Source organism: Pseudoxanthomonas kalamensis DSM 18571 (assembly GCF_010211745.1).
Lineage (GTDB): Bacteria > Pseudomonadota > Gammaproteobacteria > Xanthomonadales > Xanthomonadaceae > Pseudoxanthomonas_A > Pseudoxanthomonas_A kalamensis.
In genome coordinates this window covers 34,951-53,273 of sequence record NZ_PDWQ01000004.1, presented here as the reverse complement: position 1 = coordinate 53,273, position 18,323 = coordinate 34,951, and the positions used below count along the sequence as shown (strand labels likewise).

The window sequence follows — 18,323 nt, the reverse complement described above, 5'->3', positions numbered from 1 at the left end:
GCGTGCGTCAATGCTGCCGCAAGGCGGATTTCGCGTGTAGGATCGAGCCATGGCCCACACCGCTTCCAGCGTTGCGCGCATTCCCAGGCTGAGCCGGTTCGGCTGGCTGATGGCGCTGTACGCGGAGAACTGCGCCCGGCTCAACCGGCTGTTCGCGCCGGGCAGGCTTGCGACGGGCCGCTACGTGTCTTCGACCGGCGACGGCCTGGATGTGTATCTGGACGTGATCGAGACCCATCGCTACACGGTGGAACTGCGGCTGACCTACGGGTTGCACGACCCTGTCACCGGTGAACCCGATCCGTCCGCCTTCATCCGCCTGTACCGCGACGCCGGTCAGGCCGAGGCGACGCACTGCTATGTCGGCCGTCGCTGGCAGGACGTGATCGGCCTGTACCCGCCGCCGGACGAGGTGATCGGCCACCGGATGCGGATGAACACCTTCCTCGGCAAGTGGCTGGAATATCTGGCCGAACAGGGACATGGCGTGGCGACCCTGCATCCGTTGCAGGAGCAGGCGGCGACGGCCGAAGCCTACTGATTCGTGTGCCCGTGACACTGCTCACCGCTGTGCGGAGCGACTCAACCCGGCGCGTCGATCATGGCTCGACCGTATCCCAGGCCAGGGTTCCGATCAGGTCGAGGCTCGATATCCGGAAGTAGCCGCTGTTGAGGCGTTCGGCGATGTCCTGTCCATCTTCGGCGATGGCGCGCAGCCAGTAGCGCGAGACCAGCCTGCCCGGCTGCCCGGCGTCGTCCGGCTCCCGGATTTCCTCGGCCAGGCCGGTGCAGAAACCCGGCGGATCGGCATGCTGGCGGGACGACGTCGTGGTGAACGTGTAGCGAACGCGGCAAGTCGGCATGGGGTCAATCCTGGGCATTGCCTGTCTCATGGTTCGAGATGCGCCAATGCCCCGGGGAACTCCCGTCCCTGGCCCGGGGCGCTGGCATGCTGCAAGTCCGTTGCCGCAGGGACAGAATGCGTGTTCGCCGATTCGGGCGGTATCGGTATGCCGCGTGAATTCGCGTAGGAAAATTCCTACGAAGGCACAAAAGCGCAGGGCCGCCTTTCGGCGGCCCTGCAGACAACGGAAAAGTGGCGTCCCCACGGGGATTCGAACCCCGGTCGCCACCGTGAAAGGGTGGTGTCCTAGGCCTCTAGACGATGGGGACGCGGATACAGCGGATTTCGCGCTTCGGCCCGGACCAGCCTAGGAGTCCGGATTTGGTGGAGCCAGGCGGGATCGAACCGCCGACCTCCTGCATGCCATGCAGGCGCTCTCCCAGCTGAGCTATGGCCCCACGTGCGGGAAAGGTCGCGCATTCTATCGGTGCCGGGCGGCCCTTGCAAGCTGCGCGCACCGGTTGCGCGCCGGTTTCAGAACCAGAAGCGGATTCCGGCAACCCAGCCATGTTCGCTGGCCGTTCCGTCCTCGGCTTCGGCGAAATCGGCACTGCGGCCGAAACGGCGTTCCCAGGCGTAGCCGGCGTAGGGCGCAAACCGCGGGCTGAACTCGTAGCGAAGGCGAAGCGACAGTTCGGCATCGCTCAATCCGTGCCCGATGCGGTTGGCCGGGTCGTCCTTGCCGTACAGGTTGGCTTCCAGTTTCGGCTGCAGGATCAGGCGGTTGCTCAGCAGCAACTCGTATTCGGCCTCGAGCCGCGCCGCAAGTCGTCCCGATTCACCGACGTAGGCGGTGGCTTCGACCTCGAACCAGTACGGCGCCAGGCCGCTGACCCCGACCGCCAGCCATTGCCGTGAGGGGCCTTCGCCGAAATCGCTGCGCAGGCCGACGACATGGTCCCACCACGGGCCGGTGGCATGGCTCCAAAGTAATTCAACATCGCCGTGGCGATCGCCATGCTGCGGCTGGCTGCCTTCGCTGCGCAGCAGGAGTTTGTCGAGGTCGTGGCCGAGGCTGGCGCGCAGGTTCCAGTCCAGTCCGTGGGCCTGGCCGGTTTCCAGTTCGTCGATCCGCAGCACGCCGATCAGCGGGTCTTCCTGCATATGCTCGCGCATGTCCATGCCGCCGAGATCGGGGAAAGCGGCGGCAAGCTGTTCAGGCGTGGGTGCGGTGACCGATTGCGGGCGCAGCGATTCCGGGGCGGATTCGGCCGCTGCGCTCGGCTCGGTGCCATGGCCATGATGGCTGGCGTGATCCTGCGGCTGCGCGGCCGCCGAAGCCATCCAGCAGAGCAGGGCGGGGGCGAGCATGCGCGTCATTCGACCCGCACCTCGCGAAACATGCCGAGCTCCATGTGTAGCAGCATGTGGCAGTGGAAGGCCCAGCGCCCCAGCGCGTCGGCACTGACGCGGAAGCTGCGGATGCTGCCGGGCGGTACGCTGACCGTGTGCTTGCGCAACTGGAACTGGCCGTCGGCGCTTTCCAGATCGCTCCACATGCCGTGCAGATGGATGGGGTGCTCCATCATGGTGTCGTTGACCAGCACGATGCGGACGCGCTCGCCGTAATTCAGCCAGATCGGATCGGCGCGCGAAAAGGGGATGCCGTCGAAGCCCCAGACATAACGCTCCATGTTGCCGGTCAGGTGCAGTTCCAGCGTGCGGCCCGGCTCGCGCGGGTCGGGGTCGGGAAACTCGCTGCGCAGGTCGGCATAGGTCAGCACGCGGCGGCCGTTGTCGCGCAGGCCGACGCCGGGATCGTCCAGGCGCCGGCTAGGGCTCATCGTCTGCATGTCCACGGCAGGATTGCCGGCTTCGCTGACCGGATGCGAAATCATGCCGTTGCCGGATGCCGCGGAGGAGGGCGTCGCTGCGTGATCCATGTCGGCATGGTCCATCGATCCGTGATCCATGGAAGCGTGCCCCATCGAAGCATGGTCCATTGCCGCATGGTCCATCGAAGCGTGGTCCTGCATGCCCGCCATGTCGTGCCCGCCATGCCCCATGTCGGCCATGCTCAGCAGCACGCGCGCATCCGGTTCCGGCACCGGAGCCTGCAAGCCGGGGCGTGGCGACAGCGTCGCCCGCGCGTAGCCGCTGCGATCCATCGCCTGGGCGAACACGGTATAGGGCTGGTCTTCTTCCGGGACGACCAGCACATCCAGGATTTCGGCCACGCCGATGCGGAATTCGTCGATGCTGACCGGATGCACCGGTTGCCCATCGGCGGCGATTACCGTCATCTTCAGCCCCGGAATGCGCACGTCGAAATAGCTCATCGCCGAGCCGTTGATGAAGCGCAGGCGGATACGCTCGCCGCGCCGGAACAGGCCGGTCCAGTTGCCGTCTGGCGGGACGCCGTTGACCAGATAGGTGTAGGTCAGGCCGCTGACGTCGGCCAGGTCGCTGGGGTTCATCCGCATCCGGCCCCAGGCCGCGCGGTCAGCCAGTGTCGCCTTCCAACCGTCGCGACCGGCATCGCGGAACAGGTCGGCCACGGTCGGTTTCTGCCGGTTGTAGTAGTCGGCCTGGATCTTGAGCTTGCGCAGGATGGCGTGCGGATCCTCGTCGCTCCAGTCGGACAGCAACAGCACGTAGTCGCGGTCGGCGGCATGCCGCTCGCCATCGCGCGGTTCGACCACGATGGCGCCGTATACGCCCTGGGCTTCCTGCATGCTGGAGTGGGCGTGGTACCAGTAGGTGCCGGATTGGCGCAGCGGGAAACGGTAGTCGTAGAAACCGCCGGGCGCGATGCCGTGGAAGCTCAGTCCCGGCACGCCGTCCATCACCGCCGGCAGCAGGATGCCGTGCCAGTGCAGCGAGGTGTCGCGTTCGATGTGATTGCGCACCCGCAAATGCACGGTGTCGCCTTCGCGCCAGCGCAAGGTCGGCGCCGGCAATGAGCCGTTGACGGCGATCGCGGCGGCGGGACCATTGCCCAGCGTCACCGGCAGTGCGGCGATGCCGAGTTCGAAATGGGTTCCGGACAGTTCGGGCACGCCGTTCGCAACAGCGGTTGCGGAGCTTGATGCGGCATGCAGCCGCGCTGCCAGCAAACTGAGGCCGATACCGGTGACGAAACGCCTGCGGGTGATGCCAGGTGGAAAAGTCATTCGACCGGAACGGTCTGCAGTCTGGCGTCGGACTCTGATCGCCAGGTGTTTACGGTAGAGAATTCGGTGAGTTGTAACGAATTGTTTTTGCTAATGATTTTTCTACGGAGCATGCGCTAGCCTACCGGGTCTGCTGCAGACAAATCTGCGGAATGGGGAGCAGCCGCAGACTTTTGTGCCCGCTGGGAGCCACATTGTTAAGGATAATGGCGTTCCGTGCCCAGTGGCTTTCATGTGTCCGTCGTTGGCGGCCGGTCTCGTAACCACAGGATGGTCAGCCTACTTGTCTGTTTTCGCCGCCGGACCATAACAACCGGTCTCCAGAACGCGGCCGTGCTTGGACTGCTCGGGGATGCGAGCTTGGATAGCGCGTGGTAAGCCGCGCCGGCATACCCGCGAGACAGGATGCGCTCGTAAGCACGAAGATATCCGCCGATGCGGCTTTGGTCCCCGGGCTGTTCGGCCAAGGCCAGACATATTTCCTGAAGCACCGCCTGCACGGATTTGGACAGTATCCGTCCGTCGAAGAACAACCTGTCTTTGACCCGATATGCGGCCAAGAGAATGACGGATGGACGGGGCTGCCGTTCGGCAGGGGTAGCCGAACCAGTGGTGATCCCCAAGAAGACGCGTTCTCGTTCAGTGAAGGTGTCAGGCGGGAACTTTGAGGCGATCGAAGCAGATACACGCCTCATAGACTTCTCGACTGAGACAGGGAGTTCCAGAAAGAAGTCTTTCGCCTGGCTGGTTTCCGATGCGATTCGCGCCAGGTCCTCGTGGCACTCGCCACTGGGAAGCGGGGCAGGGTGATGAACGGTTGAGGTCCTCGCGAGAACTTTGCGGTTTGGCGTTCCTGACTCGTGCCAAGCCAGACGGGTGCCGAGAAGCCTCGTGCCCAGAACGTCCCAAGCCCTGGGATCATCTCGGAGTCCGAACACGTCCCTTCTGGCCCTGCTTGCAAGCGCCCAAACCATGTAGCGCGTCAAGGATGTTCGTCGACGCTCAATGAGCTCGCCCGGCTCATGAAGCATCGCCTCGGCACTGACCGGGTCATGCCCACACTCACACAGGAGGGGAGGGGTGTCGCGTGCAATGCTTTGCCACAAGGGCTTGGAACAAGTGGTGCACTGCGTCGTCAATGAAACGCGGTGCCATGGACAGCGATCTACCCATGGAATCTGGAACAGCATTGAGTGGTATCCACTCTTCAGGCATTCCGGGCAGGCCGTCAACATCGGCCGCCAGTGCCTGTGCCCGTCCCCAAAGGCTTGCCAGTGTTCAGGCTCCCACATCGGGGCGAGCACGGACGCCGCGGGGAGCATGGTCAAGAGTGCGGCCTTCAGGCGTTTGGAAAGACACAGCCGTTGGCTCCAGTCTTCACCATAGGTCAGCCGAACGCCCATGGTGCAAAAGGCATCCACGGGAAGCAGGCAGTTGATCCTCAGTCCTTGAACCACGAGCCCAAGCGGCGATATGCCATGAAGCTCTGCGAAGTCGCGATGAGCGATCGTCAGAAGAGTTCCATCACTAGGGATCATCGCTGAACTCCACCGCACCGGATTCGCCGTCAAATGCGGCGAGGTCGGAGAACCGTATGGCCTGATCTATATGTTCCGTCGTGAAGCCAGTGAAACCGGGCTCGCAGATCACACGTGTCGACAGGTAGTACACGATCAGACTGAATGCCTTCATCGGCCACTCGTCGATGTCTGAGTGACCTGCGGCAGCGCGATGAATGCAGCCCTGTTCCCAAATCATGCCGCTCGCGTTGCGCATGCGCCAATTCGAGTCGTAGAGCGCTGGCGCCATGCTCCTGGGTAGCGTGATCCCAGCCTCAAGCGCCATCTCCACTTCATCTTCAAAGCGCTGGATGAAGACGAAAATGTCATCTGGTCCGCGTATCCCAAAAATTCGGTGGTAACGCGTCAGGAAGCGACTCCGAATCTGAGGGGAGACAACCAATTTATTGATCTGTTCGCGCTTGCTAGTGGTGTGATTGTCCTGGAACAAGAATACGACGAAGAGAGAAATTCCCGATTTTTCAAGTGCATTGTCGATGGTGATGAAGTGCTGGAAGGCGTCAGGCTCTATGAGATTGGCATCATCCACAATGAGCAAATAGAGGCGCGCGCTCGCGGATTGCAACTGCATGGTGACGGTGTTGACGATCCTGTTGAGTTTCTGGTCGGGAAGCTGGCGTGCAACTGGCTGGACTCCGATTTGTGTGAGAAACCAGTCGAACATCGCGCTTTCACCACTTCCGATGGATCGAACATCAGCCCGCTTTGCCACATAGGGGATGTCTATCCAATCGTGGTACGCATAGATGTACTCCGCGAGCGTGCTCTTTCCGAATCGAGTCAAGGAGTGCAGGCCCGCCCCCTTGTATTCCGCCTCTATGGCAGACGCGAGCTTCGTGAGTGAGTCCTCCATCGAGAGTGACGGTACGATGGGCTTTCCATGCCAGTAGAAGACAGTCATCGTGCATCTCCCTTCTTGCCCAAGGTGACCCGACCAGTGAGGGGCACATAGACATCAACACTGGAGGGCGCGGGTTTGCCCGGGGGAGGCGCTGACGCTGGCCGCGAATCAGTAGTGCCCAACGCGGTGGTGGCATTGAGGTCCTGCCGGAACTGGATCGCCATCGTGGCTGCCTCCCGGCTTGCATGGAATTGTTTGCGCAGGTACTCCCGGAACACCGGCATAGCGTCTTTAACGCCCCGGATCTCGAAGCGTCCTTGTCGTGCCAAGCGGTAGATCAACTTACGCAGCGCAAGGCTATGGGCAGATCGTCCCCATGGACGCGCTGCACGCAACACGACGAAGAGCTCGCCTTTTTCGTTGTATAGGCGAAGGAATCGGCCATCATGGATGTCGACCTGCGCGGCGAATCTTTCGCCAATGAGATCCCAGCGGTTCTTCAACGATACCGAACGGTATCGTGCGTACCGGTAGCGCACATATGGCTGTCGCTTTTTCTGCTTTGATCCGGAAAAAACCACAGAGCACGACAGCTTCGAAAGGGCATTTGCTCTGCTTTCATGGTCGCGCGTTGCGAATATCCATCCGCCAGAAGCCACAAAAGACTGCAGTACCTGCGTGGGTGACCGTGATTGGAAAGCATCGAGGCCAGTGACATTCGACGCACTGATCGTGACGTCCATGAGGTCTTCGAGTGCTTCGATCACTACTGGGTATTTCTCTGGCGCGTGCGAGTTGGTCCTGGTTGGCGTATCGCTGTTTTCACCTGCCGGGCGGTAACCCCCGGGGAGTTCACGGACGACCGCTTCCTCAATCCGCTTGTTCCATGCTTCCAGATGCCCGCGCGTCTCTGGAACGCCACTTCTGCCAAAATGGATTACGCCGAGGAGTTCTCCCGCCATCCGCTGTCGATTCACGTCCAGCTTGTGAGCCATGGCATTGTCAATACTGGTGATCGCGCCCGACGTGACGAAGCCGATCGCCTCGGCAGTGCCAATGCCGCTTCCCGGGACATAGGTCATTGATGGCGCCAAGATTTCGCGAGGCGTCCATTGCCGCAGGCTATTCGCACAGACCTGGTTGAAGTCGGTCCCGTTGTAGTTTTTCGTGAACGAGAGCATCCAACTCGAGCACAAACGTAACAACGCCATGTAGCCGACCAGCAGCCAAGTCTTGGTGACCTGCTGGAGATAGGGGTTTCCGTCAGCGTCTTCGCCTTCAACATGGAATTCGCAATCCATGCTGTGACCGTCGTATTGAACCCAGTCCCCAAGCTGCAGCGCGAAGACTTCGCCGAGTTGGCTTGCGATCACAGCATCTTCGACCTGGAAGTCGTCATCAATGAAGGGGTGTCCCTTGCGCTGCTTCTTGATGAACTCGATGACGCTTCGGCGTGCATACGTCTTGTCGTTGGCCGGGTAACGGTCCTTGGGGACCGCTTCTCGGATCCATGCGCACAGCGTCTTGAAGAATGCTTCGAATTTGGTGCTGGGAGCGTTTCTTCCCGGGACCGGGCCCGAATAATTGACAAGGCGTTCCTGGAACTCCGTGGATTTCCGCAAAAAGGCGGAAAACGCGCCAGGACCGGCGACTAGTGGGAATTCCTCGGGCGCGGTGGCGCGAGCCAGTCTGACGCGATGGGGCAGGCAAGCTCGCCATCCCCATGGCCTGCCGTCGGGAGCTTTGGAGGTCGCCTTCTGGATTGTGGAAGCCAGGGTCCTGGCGTTGACGCCATGCCGCTTTGCCGCTGCCGCGATCGTGTGGCCCTTCGTAACTGCCGTGACCGCTTTCCGCCGCGATTGGAACGCCTTTTGCTCTTTTGGCGAAAGCCCGACGGGATTTATTTGGTCCCACGACGATAGATCCTTGAAGGTCAGATCATGCATGGCGGTCATCTTTCAAGTACACCGCCGATGAAGTCTTGAGTTTCTCGCTGAAATCGATACCCAGGACACCCCGATGGATGAGTGAGCAGGTGGCACTGCGAACATCGCGCCAATCAAATGGGCCGCACAGGGAACGCTCAATGGTCTGAAACGAACTCTTCGGATTGGAACCCATGTGTGCGAGGATCGCGCTCAAGAAGACGTCGATACCTTCTAATCTTGCTGCGGCTTGCACGTACGGCAGAAGCTCTAGACGGGTTGCATTGGCAATCCGGGAAGCGAGTATGGAGGCGGGTTTCCGGATAGTGAGCGAAAGCCCAGCGGCGTTCGCGGCATCAAGGAGCTTGGAACAGAGCTTTTCTTCTGCCCGGAGTGCCGGGACGCTTGGTTTTGCTTGACGTCGAAAAACCACGAAAGTTTCAGCTGCGCTGCGACGTCTAATCCAGAAACAGAGTTCAACTTCACGTTCGTCAACCAGTAGGGCACGAGGGCGCTCTACGTAGCTCGTGACGTCGACATCAAATTCGAGATCGAGTGCGATCGCAAGCCGGCAAGGCTCCACTACGCTGACAAGCCGCTCGCCGTTTTTTGGGGAATGGTAATAGTACAGATCGAGCCGCTTTTCCTCCGCTAGCGTCAGCGGACGGGGCTGGAACGGCACGGCGTTGTCGGCGAGAGGATTTGCTGCCCGGCCTTCGCCCACGGTATTGATTGGTTGGACCACTGATTTTCTCCAGACAAATGACGCCCGTGACCTCGCACCTGAATGAGTGCAGAGCCTTGACATGCCCAGCGAATCGTGGTCCCCTAAACGGGCTTAGCCGCCAAACTAAGATCCGCTTAAGGCCCCTCTTCGCAGGGGCTTTTCGCGTTGTGGGTAACGTCGATGACACGTCGCGACGTCTTCCGATTGAGCTAATTGTCCCTCCTTATTGGTTGGTGCGGGTATGGTCTGTGATGAGCATGACGTCCGCCAATTCAGGCTTCTGGCCGAGCTGTTTGACCCACAGCGCAATGTCCCGCGTCCGAGCGAACCGTCCCCGCCGTCCAGGAAGCAAAAAGGTCTGCACCGGCAGATTCCCAGCCTGCAGTGCACGCTGAAATGATCTGGTGCTACGAAATCCTAGGCAACGGTGCAGAGCCTTCCCACCTACGACTTCACCGTAGACGTCCACGAGGGCCTTGACCACGTCGTTCGGATGGGGTGGGTGCGGGTGGCTTTCCATGGTTGGTGGCGCCTAGCGCCCCTTAATGGCCGGTAGTGGCACCAGAAGGTTGCATACTCCCCGAAGCATTTGTGGCATGCCATTTGCCGGGCAATTGCCATCCAACGGAGACGATACGGTGAAGAAAACCCCCGGACCTAAGCCGACGGATGTTTCCTTACGCACGCGGAACCGGCTGTGGGCCTGGCTGGTGTATTACCTGACCCCCGGTGCTGATTCCTGGCAGAAGGTGGATGACTTCTGGTTGAAAAAGATTGATGAGGGGACGCCGACAGATGCCCAAGCGTCAGAGCAGCGAGGAAGGCGCAGGACCTTCGAAAGGTATTTTCATGACGGCCACGACCCGGGAGCACTCAAGGGGATCAATTCGAAATGGCTTAAGGATGTGGTTCATGAAGACCCCCGCATATACGAAGCCAAAGCACTGTATGAATCTCTCTTATGGGACCTTACCGGCCCCGTCGAACTCCCGATGGAAAGGGTAGTGGAGATTCATGGCGTCCTGTTGGCGAAGTTGGGTCTGATTCGCATGACTCCGATGCTCATCACTTATCGTGAGTACATAATCAACAGAGTAGGGCACTCGCGTAGGAGGCACTTTCATGGCCCGAGGGATTACCGAATCCGACGTCCATACCGCGGCCGATGAGATCGTCGCTATCGGCGAGCGGCCGACCCGACCGTCGAGCGCATTCGCGCGCATTTGGGCACCGGTTCACCGAACACAGTCACGCGCTGGCTGGAGACCTGGTGGCGGGGGCTCGGTGATCGGCTGCAGGGTCAGCGAACCCACTTGGCAGTTCCAGACGCGCCAGAGGCGGTTGCCGCTCTGGCAGGGGAGTGGTGGGCGTTGGCGCTCGAGCATACCCATACCGCTGCCTCGGAAGCACTTGCCGCCGACCGCGCCGCCTTGCAGGCGGAACAGGGAGCGCTCCGACAGGAACAGGAGGGCTTCGCTGCCGAAGCTGCGGCACTGCGTCAAAAGGTGGACGCCGCTGCCCAGGCCGAACGACTTGCCACAACCCAGGCCGCTGAGCTGCAACGGCTGGTCAGCCAGTTCGAGGGGCGAGTTGAGGAAATTATCCGGCAACGTGATGCTGCGCTCGCCGGGGTTGTAGAAGCAGATACCGCACGGCAATCCCTCGACGTGCGCATACAGGAGTTGCAGCACGCCGCCCGCTCCGAACGCGAAGGACTTGCTCAACATGTGCGAGCTGTCGAGGATCGCGCTCATACTGAGATCGATCGCGCTCGTCAGGAGGCCAAGGAACTGCAATCTCGGTTGGCTACCATGACCAAGGAGCATGCTGCCATCGAGAAATCGCTGCGGCAGGCCGCAGAATTGGCCAAAGCAACGGCCGCCGAGGCGAGCCGGGTCGCCGGCATCGAGCGCGCTCGTGCCGATGCGATCGAAAAGCAACTGGCAAAGTTCCAGGATCTACCCGCGGCCTTGGAAGCGGCGATTCGGCGAAGCGAGATCCCGTTGAAGCAGCGAAAGCCAGTGAGTAAGCGACGGGGTATCACCAGCGGCAGAAAAGCGCGCTAAAGTTCGTACCGAAGGGTAGGTGGTGATCTATACAGACGAAGTCAGAGGAAGAATTGCTGGCTCTGATGCCCGAACTGCCCGAAGGTGAGAATGATCGACGACGACTCCTCAGACCCCGGAATAGACGAAGATCATGACCAAGAAAACTGAAATCTGCCCATCCCAAGACGTTGTGCCGCCAGCCATCGATGACGACATCCTTGATTTCACGCCCGAGCAGTGGGCGGCGATCAAGGAATGGGGCCGCCAGTGGGAAGATGGGTTCGTTCCGACGAGCTCCCTGTTGCCAGGCACAGGCATCTGAAGCGTACCCAAGCCGACGGTGCTGAGACCTAAGAGTTTCCAGCGCCACTTGAGCACAAAAAGACAGCTCAGCCCAGACGCACACTGCAAACCTGCAAATAAAAAGTTCTGCTGCATGCGAGCCGAGGCTCAAACAACTCTGAATGGGCACCCGGCACGTCAGATTTCTTTACTTCGAAATGCAGTATTTCTGCCTCGTTGCCCCCAAATTCTCTGCAATCAACACCAGGCAAGCCTGCAGTGCAGCTGCCATGCCAGCCAGCGCCATACGCACCAGGCAATCCGCTGTATATTTCGCATAATGTATATTATGTAAGACCTAAAGTAATGCATTAGATTTATGTTTGTAACCTACTGACCCTAAATCGGTTCATCTACTCAAAATGAAGGGTGGATTTTCCGTTGGTGCTGCTAAAACGCGATTATGTAAGCGCAAATGGTGGGTTGTTGTGGCGGTGGTTGGCCACATTGCTGTCGGCGTTCCTATAACTGTGCCGTCTGATCCCTAACCGTGACATGTGCCGATACGACGACATGATCCAACAAATCACAACATAAGAATCAGGTAGTTAGAAGCCGATGCGTCTCGAAGCGCACGATGAGATTCCACGAGTTCTGAGGGCTCGCCATATCTTTGTCCGACATCCAGTTTCAGTCGAAGCGTGCAATAGTCGTAGTCGTCTGCAATGTCATTCATTGAAGAGTGTTTCCTACCAACCGAAGTCTTCTGGATTGCTCCATCGGCGTGTCCGCATGAATCGTTCTATTCCTTGCTCAACCCACTTCAGTGAACCAACAACGCTTTGGCTTTGTTCTCGCCATTCGTGCAAAGCGTAACGGAGTCCGTCATCGGTTTCTGCCCAGTCAATCTTCTGAGCAATCGAACCGTTGTGTACTAGCATCCTGGTAACAGTTATGGCCTTGACCAAGGGAATCAGGATATGTTCTGGCAATGCATCAACTTGGTCTGCGTGCCCGGCGAGGTGTTGTAGTCCAAGATTCTCAGCTACAGACAGGAAGCGATCGCAGGCATCTCGAAGTTCTTGGGCCGATGGTTCTGGCAACGCTTCAGGCGCAGTTTCGTTGATAAGAGTTTCAAAGGCATTCTTGGTTTGAGCAACCTCAGGGAAAATATTGGCGGCCGTCAAAATATGCCGTGCTGAACGTTCCTTCCATCGCAGAAGCGTGTCTTTCAAGGCAATAGCGAGTGCGGCGACAACCGCAGCCCATGTCCCCAGCGCGCCCAATGCCGTCCAATCCATGGTTCACCTCAGTTTTCAGGTGTCGTGTGCGGTGTTGTTGAGATGGGTTCCGGCTTCGGAAGTTCTCGAACATCAGCAGGTGCACTGGACTGAGTCATGTCGAGATCAGAAGCTGACCTAGTTGCAAATTATGCCCATAACCATGGCGCAAACCGACACGCGCTCAGTGGTGCCGGCATGAGACGCCAGAACAATTCCTCTACGTATCAATAACTTAGGAATCCTCTGGTGACGATAACATGGTTAAGGAGTCACCGACATGCCCCGAGTCCTAGGTTCAGCCACAGGGCCAAACGGCTGCCCAGCCAGACCAAGATCAGACCGCCTGTCAGGCTGACGACCAGGTAACCGAGCAATACGCCGCTGCGGTCGCTCTTGGCGTACAGCAGGGATTCGATCATCAGCGCCGAAAACGTGGTCAGCGCGCCCAGCACGCCGACGATCAGGAAGGCACGCCAGTACAGTGCGCTGGGGCCCTTGTCTTCCAGCCAGATCACCAGGAAGCCGGCTATGAACGAGCCCAGAAGATTGGCAGCCAAGGTTCCCCACGGAAAGCCGGTGCCCAAATGTCTGAGCAGATAGCCGCCCAGCAGGAAGCGCCCGGCAGCACCCAAGGCACCGCCGGACATGACCAGCGCCAGTTGCTGCCACCACAGACCGGGCAAGGCGCTCATCTGTCTCGTCGCGCCTTGCGCATGGCCTCGGCGCGCGCGGTGCGCAATCCGCTCAGCTTTTCCTTCAACTTGATTTCCATGCCACGCTCGACCGGTTGATAGTAAATGCGTTCGCCCATCGTGTCCGGGAATGCGGTCTGATCCAGCGCCACGCCGCCGGCGATATCGTGATCGTACTGATAGCCGGTGCCGTAGCCGAGTTCCTTCATCAGCTTGGTGGGTGCATTGCGCAGGTGCATCGGAACCTCCTGGGTGCCGAATTCGCGCACGTCGCGCTTGGCGGCGCCGAAGGCCAGATAACCGGCGTTGGACTTGGCCGTGCTGGCCAGGTAGATGACCAGTTGCGCGAGCGCCAGTTCGCCTTCCGGGCTGCCAAGCCGATCGTAGGTCTCCCAGGCGTCGATGGCCATCTGCAGCGCGCGCGGATCGGCCAGCCCCACGTCTTCCACCGCCATCCGGGTCATCCGGCGCGCCAGATAGATCGGGTCGCAACCGCCGTCCAGCATGCGGGTCAGCCAGTACAGAGCCGCATCGGGATGCGAGCTGCGTACCGACTTGTGCAGGGCCGAGATCTGATCGTAGAACTGTTCGCCGCCCTTGTCGAAACGGCGGGTGCGGTCGGCCAGCACCTGAGCCAGGGTTGTTTCGCTGATCTCGCCGCCCTCCCCCTGCGCCAGTTCGGCGGCGATTTCCAGCAGGGTTAGGGCGCGGCGAACGTCACCATCGGCAGCAGTGGAGATTTCCCGCAGAGCGGTGTCGGAAACCTTCAGGCCCTGCCCGGCCAGCCCGCGATCGGTATCGTCCAGTGCATGCTTCAACGCGTGCAGGATGTCTTCCGCCGAGACGGCCTCCATCACGTGCACGCGGCAACGCGACAGCAGCGCGGAGTTCAGTTCGAAGGACGGGTTCTCGGTGGTGGCGCCGACGAACAGGATCGTGCCGCGCTCGATGTGCGGCAGGAAGGCATCCTGCTGCGCCTTGTTAAAGCGGTGTACTTCGTCCACGAACAGGACCGTATGCCGACCTTCGGCAAAACGGTGCGCGGCCTCGGCCAATACCTGGCGCACTTCCGGCAGGCCGGACAACACGGCGGAAATGGCATGGAACTCGGCATCGGCATAGCGTGCCAACAGCAGCGCCAGCGTGGTCTTGCCGCAACCGGGCGGTCCCCACAACACCATCGAATGCACATGGCCGGACTCGACGGCGCGGCGCAGCGCGCTGTCAGGCGCCAGCAGACGCTGCTGGCCTACCATTTCGTCCAGCGTGCGCGGCCGCATGCGCTCGGCCAGCGGGCGCATGGCGGTACGATCCACGCTCAGCAGATCGGGGGCTTCGAAGATCGATTTGCGGGCTTTGGCCACCCGCGCATTCTAGCGTGCCGGGGCGCAGACGATGAGACGCAGTGCTGCGTCAGGGATCGCCGACCACGTCGACGCCATCGGGCGGGACGAATCGGAAGGCGTCGGCCGCGAAACGCGGATTGCGCTTCCAGTCGGTGAACGCGATGCGGGTCTCCTGCCCCACCGCATCGACCAGCACCATCCGCGCCAACCCGGTCGCGTCGAATCCCAGGCGCGCGGACTGGAAATTCGCCCCACCCGGGTCCTTGGGCGTCAGCAGCAGCCAGTCCAGGCCGTTTTCGCCGGCATCGCGCTCCACCACCTCGAACTGGCGATCCAGCGCCGAAGGATCCAGCAGCACGGCCAGCGGGCTGTTCTGTTCTTCCTGTCCCTGATTGCGCACGCTGACCTGCAGCAGGTCCGGCTCGTAGATCCAGACCTTGTCGCCATCGGCCACGATCAGTTGCTCATAGGGCTTCACGTATTCCCAGCGGAAATGCCGCGGCACCGAGAAGGCGACGTGCCCGGTCGAAGACTCCTTCAGCCGGCCACCCCGATCCGAGACCTGCTGACTGAAGTCTCCCTGCAGTCCGTTCAGTCCGTCCGTGAAGGCATGAAGGCGCTCGCGCCCTCCCGCTTGGGCATCGGTGGCCATCAGCCCCGAAGCGCATAACAGGAGGATCGACAGGAAGCTCTGAAAAGTGGGCCGTGGCGTCATGCCCAGAGTGTGTCCACTGAAAGCTGAACAGGCGCCGACACGGCCCTAGTCCAGTTCCAGCACGCCCAGCTCCTTCAACGCGCTCTGCATCAGCTGCGCCGCCGCATCGCTGAGCTTCTCGTGGTCCAGCGCATAGCGGATGGTCGCTTCGATCAGACCGATATGGGTGCCGCAATCGAAACGGGTGCCCTGGAAGCGGAAGGCATGCACGGGCTTTTCGTCCAGCAGCCGGGCGATGGCGTCGGTCAGCTGGATTTCGCCGCCGGCGCCGGGCGAGGTCGATTCCAGCAGGTCGAAGATCCGCGGATCCAGAACGTAGCGACCGACCACGGCCAGATTGCTGGGGGCAACTTCCGGCTTCGGCTTCTCGACCATGGCGCGGATGCGTCCGGAGCGACCTTCGAACGCATCGGTTGCCACGATGCCGTAGCTGCCGGTCTGTTCGCGCGGCACGTCCTGCACGGCAATCATGCTGGCGCCCGAGGCTTCCGCCGCATCGGCCATCTGCCGCAGCGCGCCGTCACCACGGTTCCAGATCAGATCGTCCGGCAGCAGCACGGCGAACGGCTCGTCACCGATGATGGGCTTGGCGCACAGCACGGCATGGCCCAGACCCAGCGCCTCGGCCTGGGTCACGAACACCGCGCGCACGCCGTCCGGCAGCACGTTGCGCACCATTTCCAGCTGCTGTTGCTTGCCGGCCTTCTCCAGCTTCTGCTCGAGTTCGTAGGCTTTGTCGAAATAATCCGCCACCGCATGCTTGTAGCGGTTGGTGATGAAGATCAGGGTGTCGCAGCCGGCTTCGACTGCCTCGTCGACGGCGTACTGGATCAGCGGCCGGTCGATGATCGGCAGCATCTCCTTGGGAACGGTCTTGGTGGCGGGGAGAAAGCGGGTACCGAGCCCCGCGACGGGGAATACGGCCTTGCGGATGCGCCGATGGGCGCCGGAAGCTTGTGTCATCGTGTCGTTCTGGCTTCACGAGCCGGGAACGGCACGATGGTAGTCACCGTATCCGTGGACTCGATCGGACTGAATTCCGGAATAGTGGCCTTCAGGATACGGGAAATCTCTTCGTTGTCATAATCGGCAACCGCGTTCTTCAGCATCGACAACGCCCGATTCAGCACTTCCGGGTGGACTTCACGGGCGCGCGCCTCGAGGATCTTGGAGTGCGAGGTCGGGCGATAGTCCTCTTCTTCATGGAACAGCGCTTCGTGCAGTTTTTCGCCCGGACGCAGGCCGGTGTAAACGATGGCGATGTCCTTGCCCGGCTCCTTGCCGGCGAGTCGGATCATCTGTTCGGCCAGCACGCGGATCGGCACCGGTTCGCCCATGTCCAGCGTGTAGATGGATGCGTGGGCGGCCGTGGCGGCGGCCTGCACGATCAATTGGCAGGCTTCCGGAATCGTCATGAAATAGCGGGTCACGCCGGGATCGGTCACGGTCACCGGCCCGCCCTGGCGGATCTGTTCGCGGAACAGTGGCACCACGCTGCCGGCCGAATCGAGCACGTTGCCGAAGCGTACGGTGACGAACCGGGTCGAACGCAGATCGTCCAGCCCCTGGCAGATCATCTCGGCCATCCGCTTGGTTGCACCCAGCGCATTGGCCGGATCGACCGCCTTGTCGGTGGAGATGAACACGAAGGTGGCCACCCCGGCCTCGCGGCAGGCGCGGGCCACGGTTTCGGTTGTCATCACGTTGTTGCGTACCGCCGCGCGTAACTGGTCCTCCAGCAGCGGAACCTGCTTGTAGGCGGCGGCATGGAAGACCGCATCGGGTTCGGAGGTTCGCAGCGCATGGCCGATCACTGCGGGGTCGCCGCAGTCGCCCAGTACTGAAACGATGTCCAGATCGGGGAATGCCCGCCGCAATGCGGTTTCGGCGGTGATCAGTGCCAGTTCGCTGACTTCCACCAGCACGATCCGCTCGGCACCGTGGCGCGCGCATTGCCGGCACAGTTCGGAGCCGATTGAGCCACCTGCCCCGGTCACCAGAACGGTGCGCGCGCCCAGCCAGTTGCGGATCAGCTTCCAGTCCGGGGTAACCGCCTTGCGACCCAGCAGGTCCTCGATTGCGACCTCCTTCAGCTCGCCCGGCAGCGCGCGTCCTTCCAGCATGTCTGCCAGTCGCGGCACGGTCCGGAACGGAAGGCCGGTGCTTTCGCAGATGCCGACCACCCTCTGCATCGCGGGTGCATCCAGCGAAGGCATTGCGATGACGACCAACTTGGCGGCGGTTTCGCGCGCAATCCGCGGCGCTTCGTCCAAAGCGCCCAACACCGGCACACCGTGCAGCTTGGTGCCATGCAACCGAGCCGAATCGTCGAGCAGGCCGACCGGCTGGTAGCTGCTGCTGCGACGCAGGTCGCGCAGCAGGGTTTCGCCTGCACGACCGGCGCCCAGGATCAGTACGCGTACGGCGACGCCATCCTTGTGCAGGGTTTGCTGGTTGTCCTTCCAGGCGCGATAGACCAACCTCGGCAGGCCCAGCAATCCCGCCAGCACGAACGGGTACAGCACCAACACCGCCCGCGGCACGACGCCGAGACGGTTGTACAGAGCCAATCCTAAAGCGATGGCCAGCAATCCGAGAATACTGGCCTTGAGGATATTCCACAGATCCGGGACGCTGGCGAAGCGCCACAGGCCGCGGTACAGGCCGACCTGCCAGAACACCAGTCCCTGCGCCAGCAGGACGATGGCGATTTCCCACGACCACCAGGGGTTCGCGGGCGGATTCGGCAGCATGGCATAGCGGATCTGGTGCAGGCCGACCCAGCAGGCCCAGACCATGAACAGATCGTGCCCGACCACGGCGAAACGTGGAAGCCAAGCCGTAGCCTTGTCCCGCCACGAAGACAT

The 18,323-nt window shown here is 61.2% G+C and carries 16 protein-coding genes, 2 tRNA genes and 1 pseudogene; 5 read left to right on the top strand and 14 right to left on the bottom strand.

Annotated elements, in window-relative coordinates:
* Positions 1-49 precede the first annotated feature (49 nt).
* Positions 50-541: a DUF1249 domain-containing protein gene (locus CSC70_RS08845; protein WP_162456314.1), complete on the top strand. Its 492-nt coding sequence runs from the start codon at positions 50-52 to the stop codon at positions 539-541.
* A 58-nt stretch (positions 542-599) separates the two neighbouring features.
* Here the strand turns inward: CSC70_RS08845 and CSC70_RS08840 are convergent, their stop codons facing one another.
* From CSC70_RS08840 to CSC70_RS08805, 8 genes are all read right to left on the bottom strand, one after another.
* Entirely contained in the window at positions 600-863 is a 264-nt protein-coding gene (locus CSC70_RS08840) for a hypothetical protein (RefSeq protein WP_162456313.1), read from the bottom strand.
* Positions 864-1,097: 234 nt separating this feature from the next.
* Positions 1,098-1,173, bottom strand: a tRNA-Glu gene (locus CSC70_RS08835).
* A gap of 53 nt (positions 1,174-1,226) precedes the next feature.
* Positions 1,227-1,302: transfer RNA gene (locus CSC70_RS08830), tRNA-Ala, on the bottom strand.
* Positions 1,303-1,378: 76 nt separating this feature from the next.
* Positions 1,379-2,215, bottom strand: a complete 837-nt coding sequence (locus CSC70_RS08825; protein WP_246189378.1) for a copper resistance protein B — start codon at positions 2,213-2,215, stop codon at positions 1,379-1,381.
* A gap of 5 nt (positions 2,216-2,220) precedes the next feature.
* Positions 2,221-4,017, bottom strand: a complete 1,797-nt coding sequence (locus tag CSC70_RS08820; RefSeq protein WP_162456311.1) for a copper resistance system multicopper oxidase — start codon at positions 4,015-4,017, stop codon at positions 2,221-2,223.
* 1,527 nt (positions 4,018-5,544) lie between these two features.
* On the bottom strand, positions 5,545-6,498 hold the full coding sequence (locus CSC70_RS08815; protein WP_162456310.1) for a P-loop NTPase family protein: 954 nt from the start codon (positions 6,496-6,498) through the stop codon (positions 5,545-5,547).
* Positions 6,495-8,393: a hypothetical protein gene (locus CSC70_RS08810; RefSeq protein ID WP_211369460.1), complete on the bottom strand. Its 1,899-nt coding sequence runs from the start codon at positions 8,391-8,393 to the stop codon at positions 6,495-6,497. The genes CSC70_RS08815 and CSC70_RS08810 overlap by 4 nt, the downstream gene beginning before the upstream one ends.
* Positions 8,377-9,108 (bottom strand): hypothetical protein, encoded by a 732-nt coding sequence (locus CSC70_RS08805; protein ID WP_162456308.1) that lies wholly within the window; start codon positions 9,106-9,108, stop codon positions 8,377-8,379. Before CSC70_RS08805 ends, CSC70_RS08810 begins: the two co-directional genes overlap by 17 nt.
* Positions 9,109-9,728: 620 nt before the next feature.
* On the opposite strand from CSC70_RS08805, the gene CSC70_RS08800 reads away from it, so the two are divergent.
* The 4 genes and pseudogenes from CSC70_RS08800 to CSC70_RS08790 all read left to right on the top strand — a co-directional run bounded on the left by CSC70_RS08800 (position 9,729) and on the right by CSC70_RS08790 (position 11,460).
* On the top strand, positions 9,729-10,259 hold the full coding sequence (locus CSC70_RS08800) for a hypothetical protein (RefSeq protein WP_162456307.1): 531 nt from the start codon (positions 9,729-9,731) through the stop codon (positions 10,257-10,259).
* Between the two features lie 54 nt (positions 10,260-10,313).
* Positions 10,314-10,535: pseudogene (locus CSC70_RS14690) on the top strand (DNA-binding protein); the annotation flags it as partial.
* Positions 10,536-10,901: 366 nt separating this feature from the next.
* A complete protein-coding gene (locus CSC70_RS14685) occupies positions 10,902-11,156 on the top strand; it encodes a hypothetical protein (protein ID WP_246189396.1) in 255 nt (84 codons plus the stop codon).
* Positions 11,157-11,289: 133 nt separating this feature from the next.
* The gene (locus CSC70_RS08790; protein WP_162456306.1) at positions 11,290-11,460 is read left to right on the top strand and encodes a hypothetical protein; all 171 of its coding nucleotides are present in this window, start codon (positions 11,290-11,292) and stop codon (positions 11,458-11,460) included.
* Between the two features lie 709 nt (positions 11,461-12,169).
* Here the strand turns inward: CSC70_RS08790 and CSC70_RS08785 are convergent.
* From CSC70_RS08785 to CSC70_RS08760, 6 genes are all read right to left on the bottom strand, one after another.
* Positions 12,170-12,721, bottom strand: coding sequence for a hypothetical protein (locus CSC70_RS08785; RefSeq protein WP_162456305.1), 552 nt, complete (start codon positions 12,719-12,721; stop codon positions 12,170-12,172).
* Positions 12,722-12,972: 251 nt separating this feature from the next.
* Positions 12,973-13,395, bottom strand: coding sequence for a fluoride efflux transporter CrcB (gene crcB / locus CSC70_RS08780; RefSeq protein WP_162456304.1), 423 nt, complete (start codon positions 13,393-13,395; stop codon positions 12,973-12,975).
* Positions 13,392-14,696 (bottom strand): replication-associated recombination protein A, encoded by a 1,305-nt coding sequence (locus CSC70_RS08775; protein ID WP_425501563.1) that lies wholly within the window; start codon positions 14,694-14,696, stop codon positions 13,392-13,394. The genes crcB and CSC70_RS08775 overlap by 4 nt, the downstream gene beginning before the upstream one ends.
* Before the next feature lie 112 nt (positions 14,697-14,808).
* On the bottom strand, positions 14,809-15,456 hold the full coding sequence (gene lolA / locus CSC70_RS08770) for an outer membrane lipoprotein periplasmic chaperone LolA (RefSeq protein ID WP_162456302.1): 648 nt from the start codon (positions 15,454-15,456) through the stop codon (positions 14,809-14,811).
* Positions 15,457-15,501: 45 nt separating this feature from the next.
* Positions 15,502-16,419, bottom strand: a complete 918-nt coding sequence (galU, locus tag CSC70_RS08765) for a UTP--glucose-1-phosphate uridylyltransferase GalU (protein ID WP_162456301.1) — start codon at positions 16,417-16,419, stop codon at positions 15,502-15,504.
* A complete protein-coding gene (locus CSC70_RS08760) occupies positions 16,416-18,323 on the bottom strand; it encodes a polysaccharide biosynthesis protein (RefSeq protein ID WP_162456577.1) in 1,908 nt (635 codons plus the stop codon). Before CSC70_RS08760 ends, galU begins: the two co-directional genes overlap by 4 nt.

Coding starts and splice junctions, on each gene's coding strand:
- CSC70_RS08845 (WP_162456314.1), top strand. CDS start 50: ATGGCCCACACCGCTTCCAGCGTTGCGCGCATTCCCAGGCTGAGCCGG.
- CSC70_RS08840 (WP_162456313.1), bottom strand. CDS start 863: ATGCCGACTTGCCGCGTTCGCTACACGTTCACCACGACGTCGTCCCGC.
- CSC70_RS08825 (WP_246189378.1), bottom strand. CDS start 2,215: ATGCTCGCCCCCGCCCTGCTCTGCTGGATGGCTTCGGCGGCCGCGCAG.
- CSC70_RS08820 (WP_162456311.1), bottom strand. CDS start 4,017: ATGACTTTTCCACCTGGCATCACCCGCAGGCGTTTCGTCACCGGTATC.
- CSC70_RS08815 (WP_162456310.1), bottom strand. CDS start 6,498: ATGACTGTCTTCTACTGGCATGGAAAGCCCATCGTACCGTCACTCTCG.
- CSC70_RS08810 (WP_211369460.1), bottom strand. CDS start 8,393: ATGACCGCCATGCATGATCTGACCTTCAAGGATCTATCGTCGTGGGAC.
- CSC70_RS14685 (WP_246189396.1), top strand. CDS start 10,902: ATGACCAAGGAGCATGCTGCCATCGAGAAATCGCTGCGGCAGGCCGCA.
- CSC70_RS08790 (WP_162456306.1), top strand. CDS start 11,290: ATGACCAAGAAAACTGAAATCTGCCCATCCCAAGACGTTGTGCCGCCA.
- CSC70_RS08785 (WP_162456305.1), bottom strand. CDS start 12,721: ATGGATTGGACGGCATTGGGCGCGCTGGGGACATGGGCTGCGGTTGTC.
- crcB (WP_162456304.1), bottom strand. CDS start 13,395: ATGAGCGCCTTGCCCGGTCTGTGGTGGCAGCAACTGGCGCTGGTCATG.
- CSC70_RS08775 (WP_425501563.1), bottom strand. CDS start 14,696: ATGCGCCCGCTGGCCGAGCGCATGCGGCCGCGCACGCTGGACGAAATG.
- lolA (WP_162456302.1), bottom strand. CDS start 15,456: ATGACGCCACGGCCCACTTTTCAGAGCTTCCTGTCGATCCTCCTGTTA.
- galU (WP_162456301.1), bottom strand. CDS start 16,419: ATGACACAAGCTTCCGGCGCCCATCGGCGCATCCGCAAGGCCGTATTC.
- CSC70_RS08760 (WP_162456577.1), bottom strand. CDS start 18,323: ATGTCTTCGTGGCGGGACAAGGCTACGGCTTGGCTTCCACGTTTCGCC.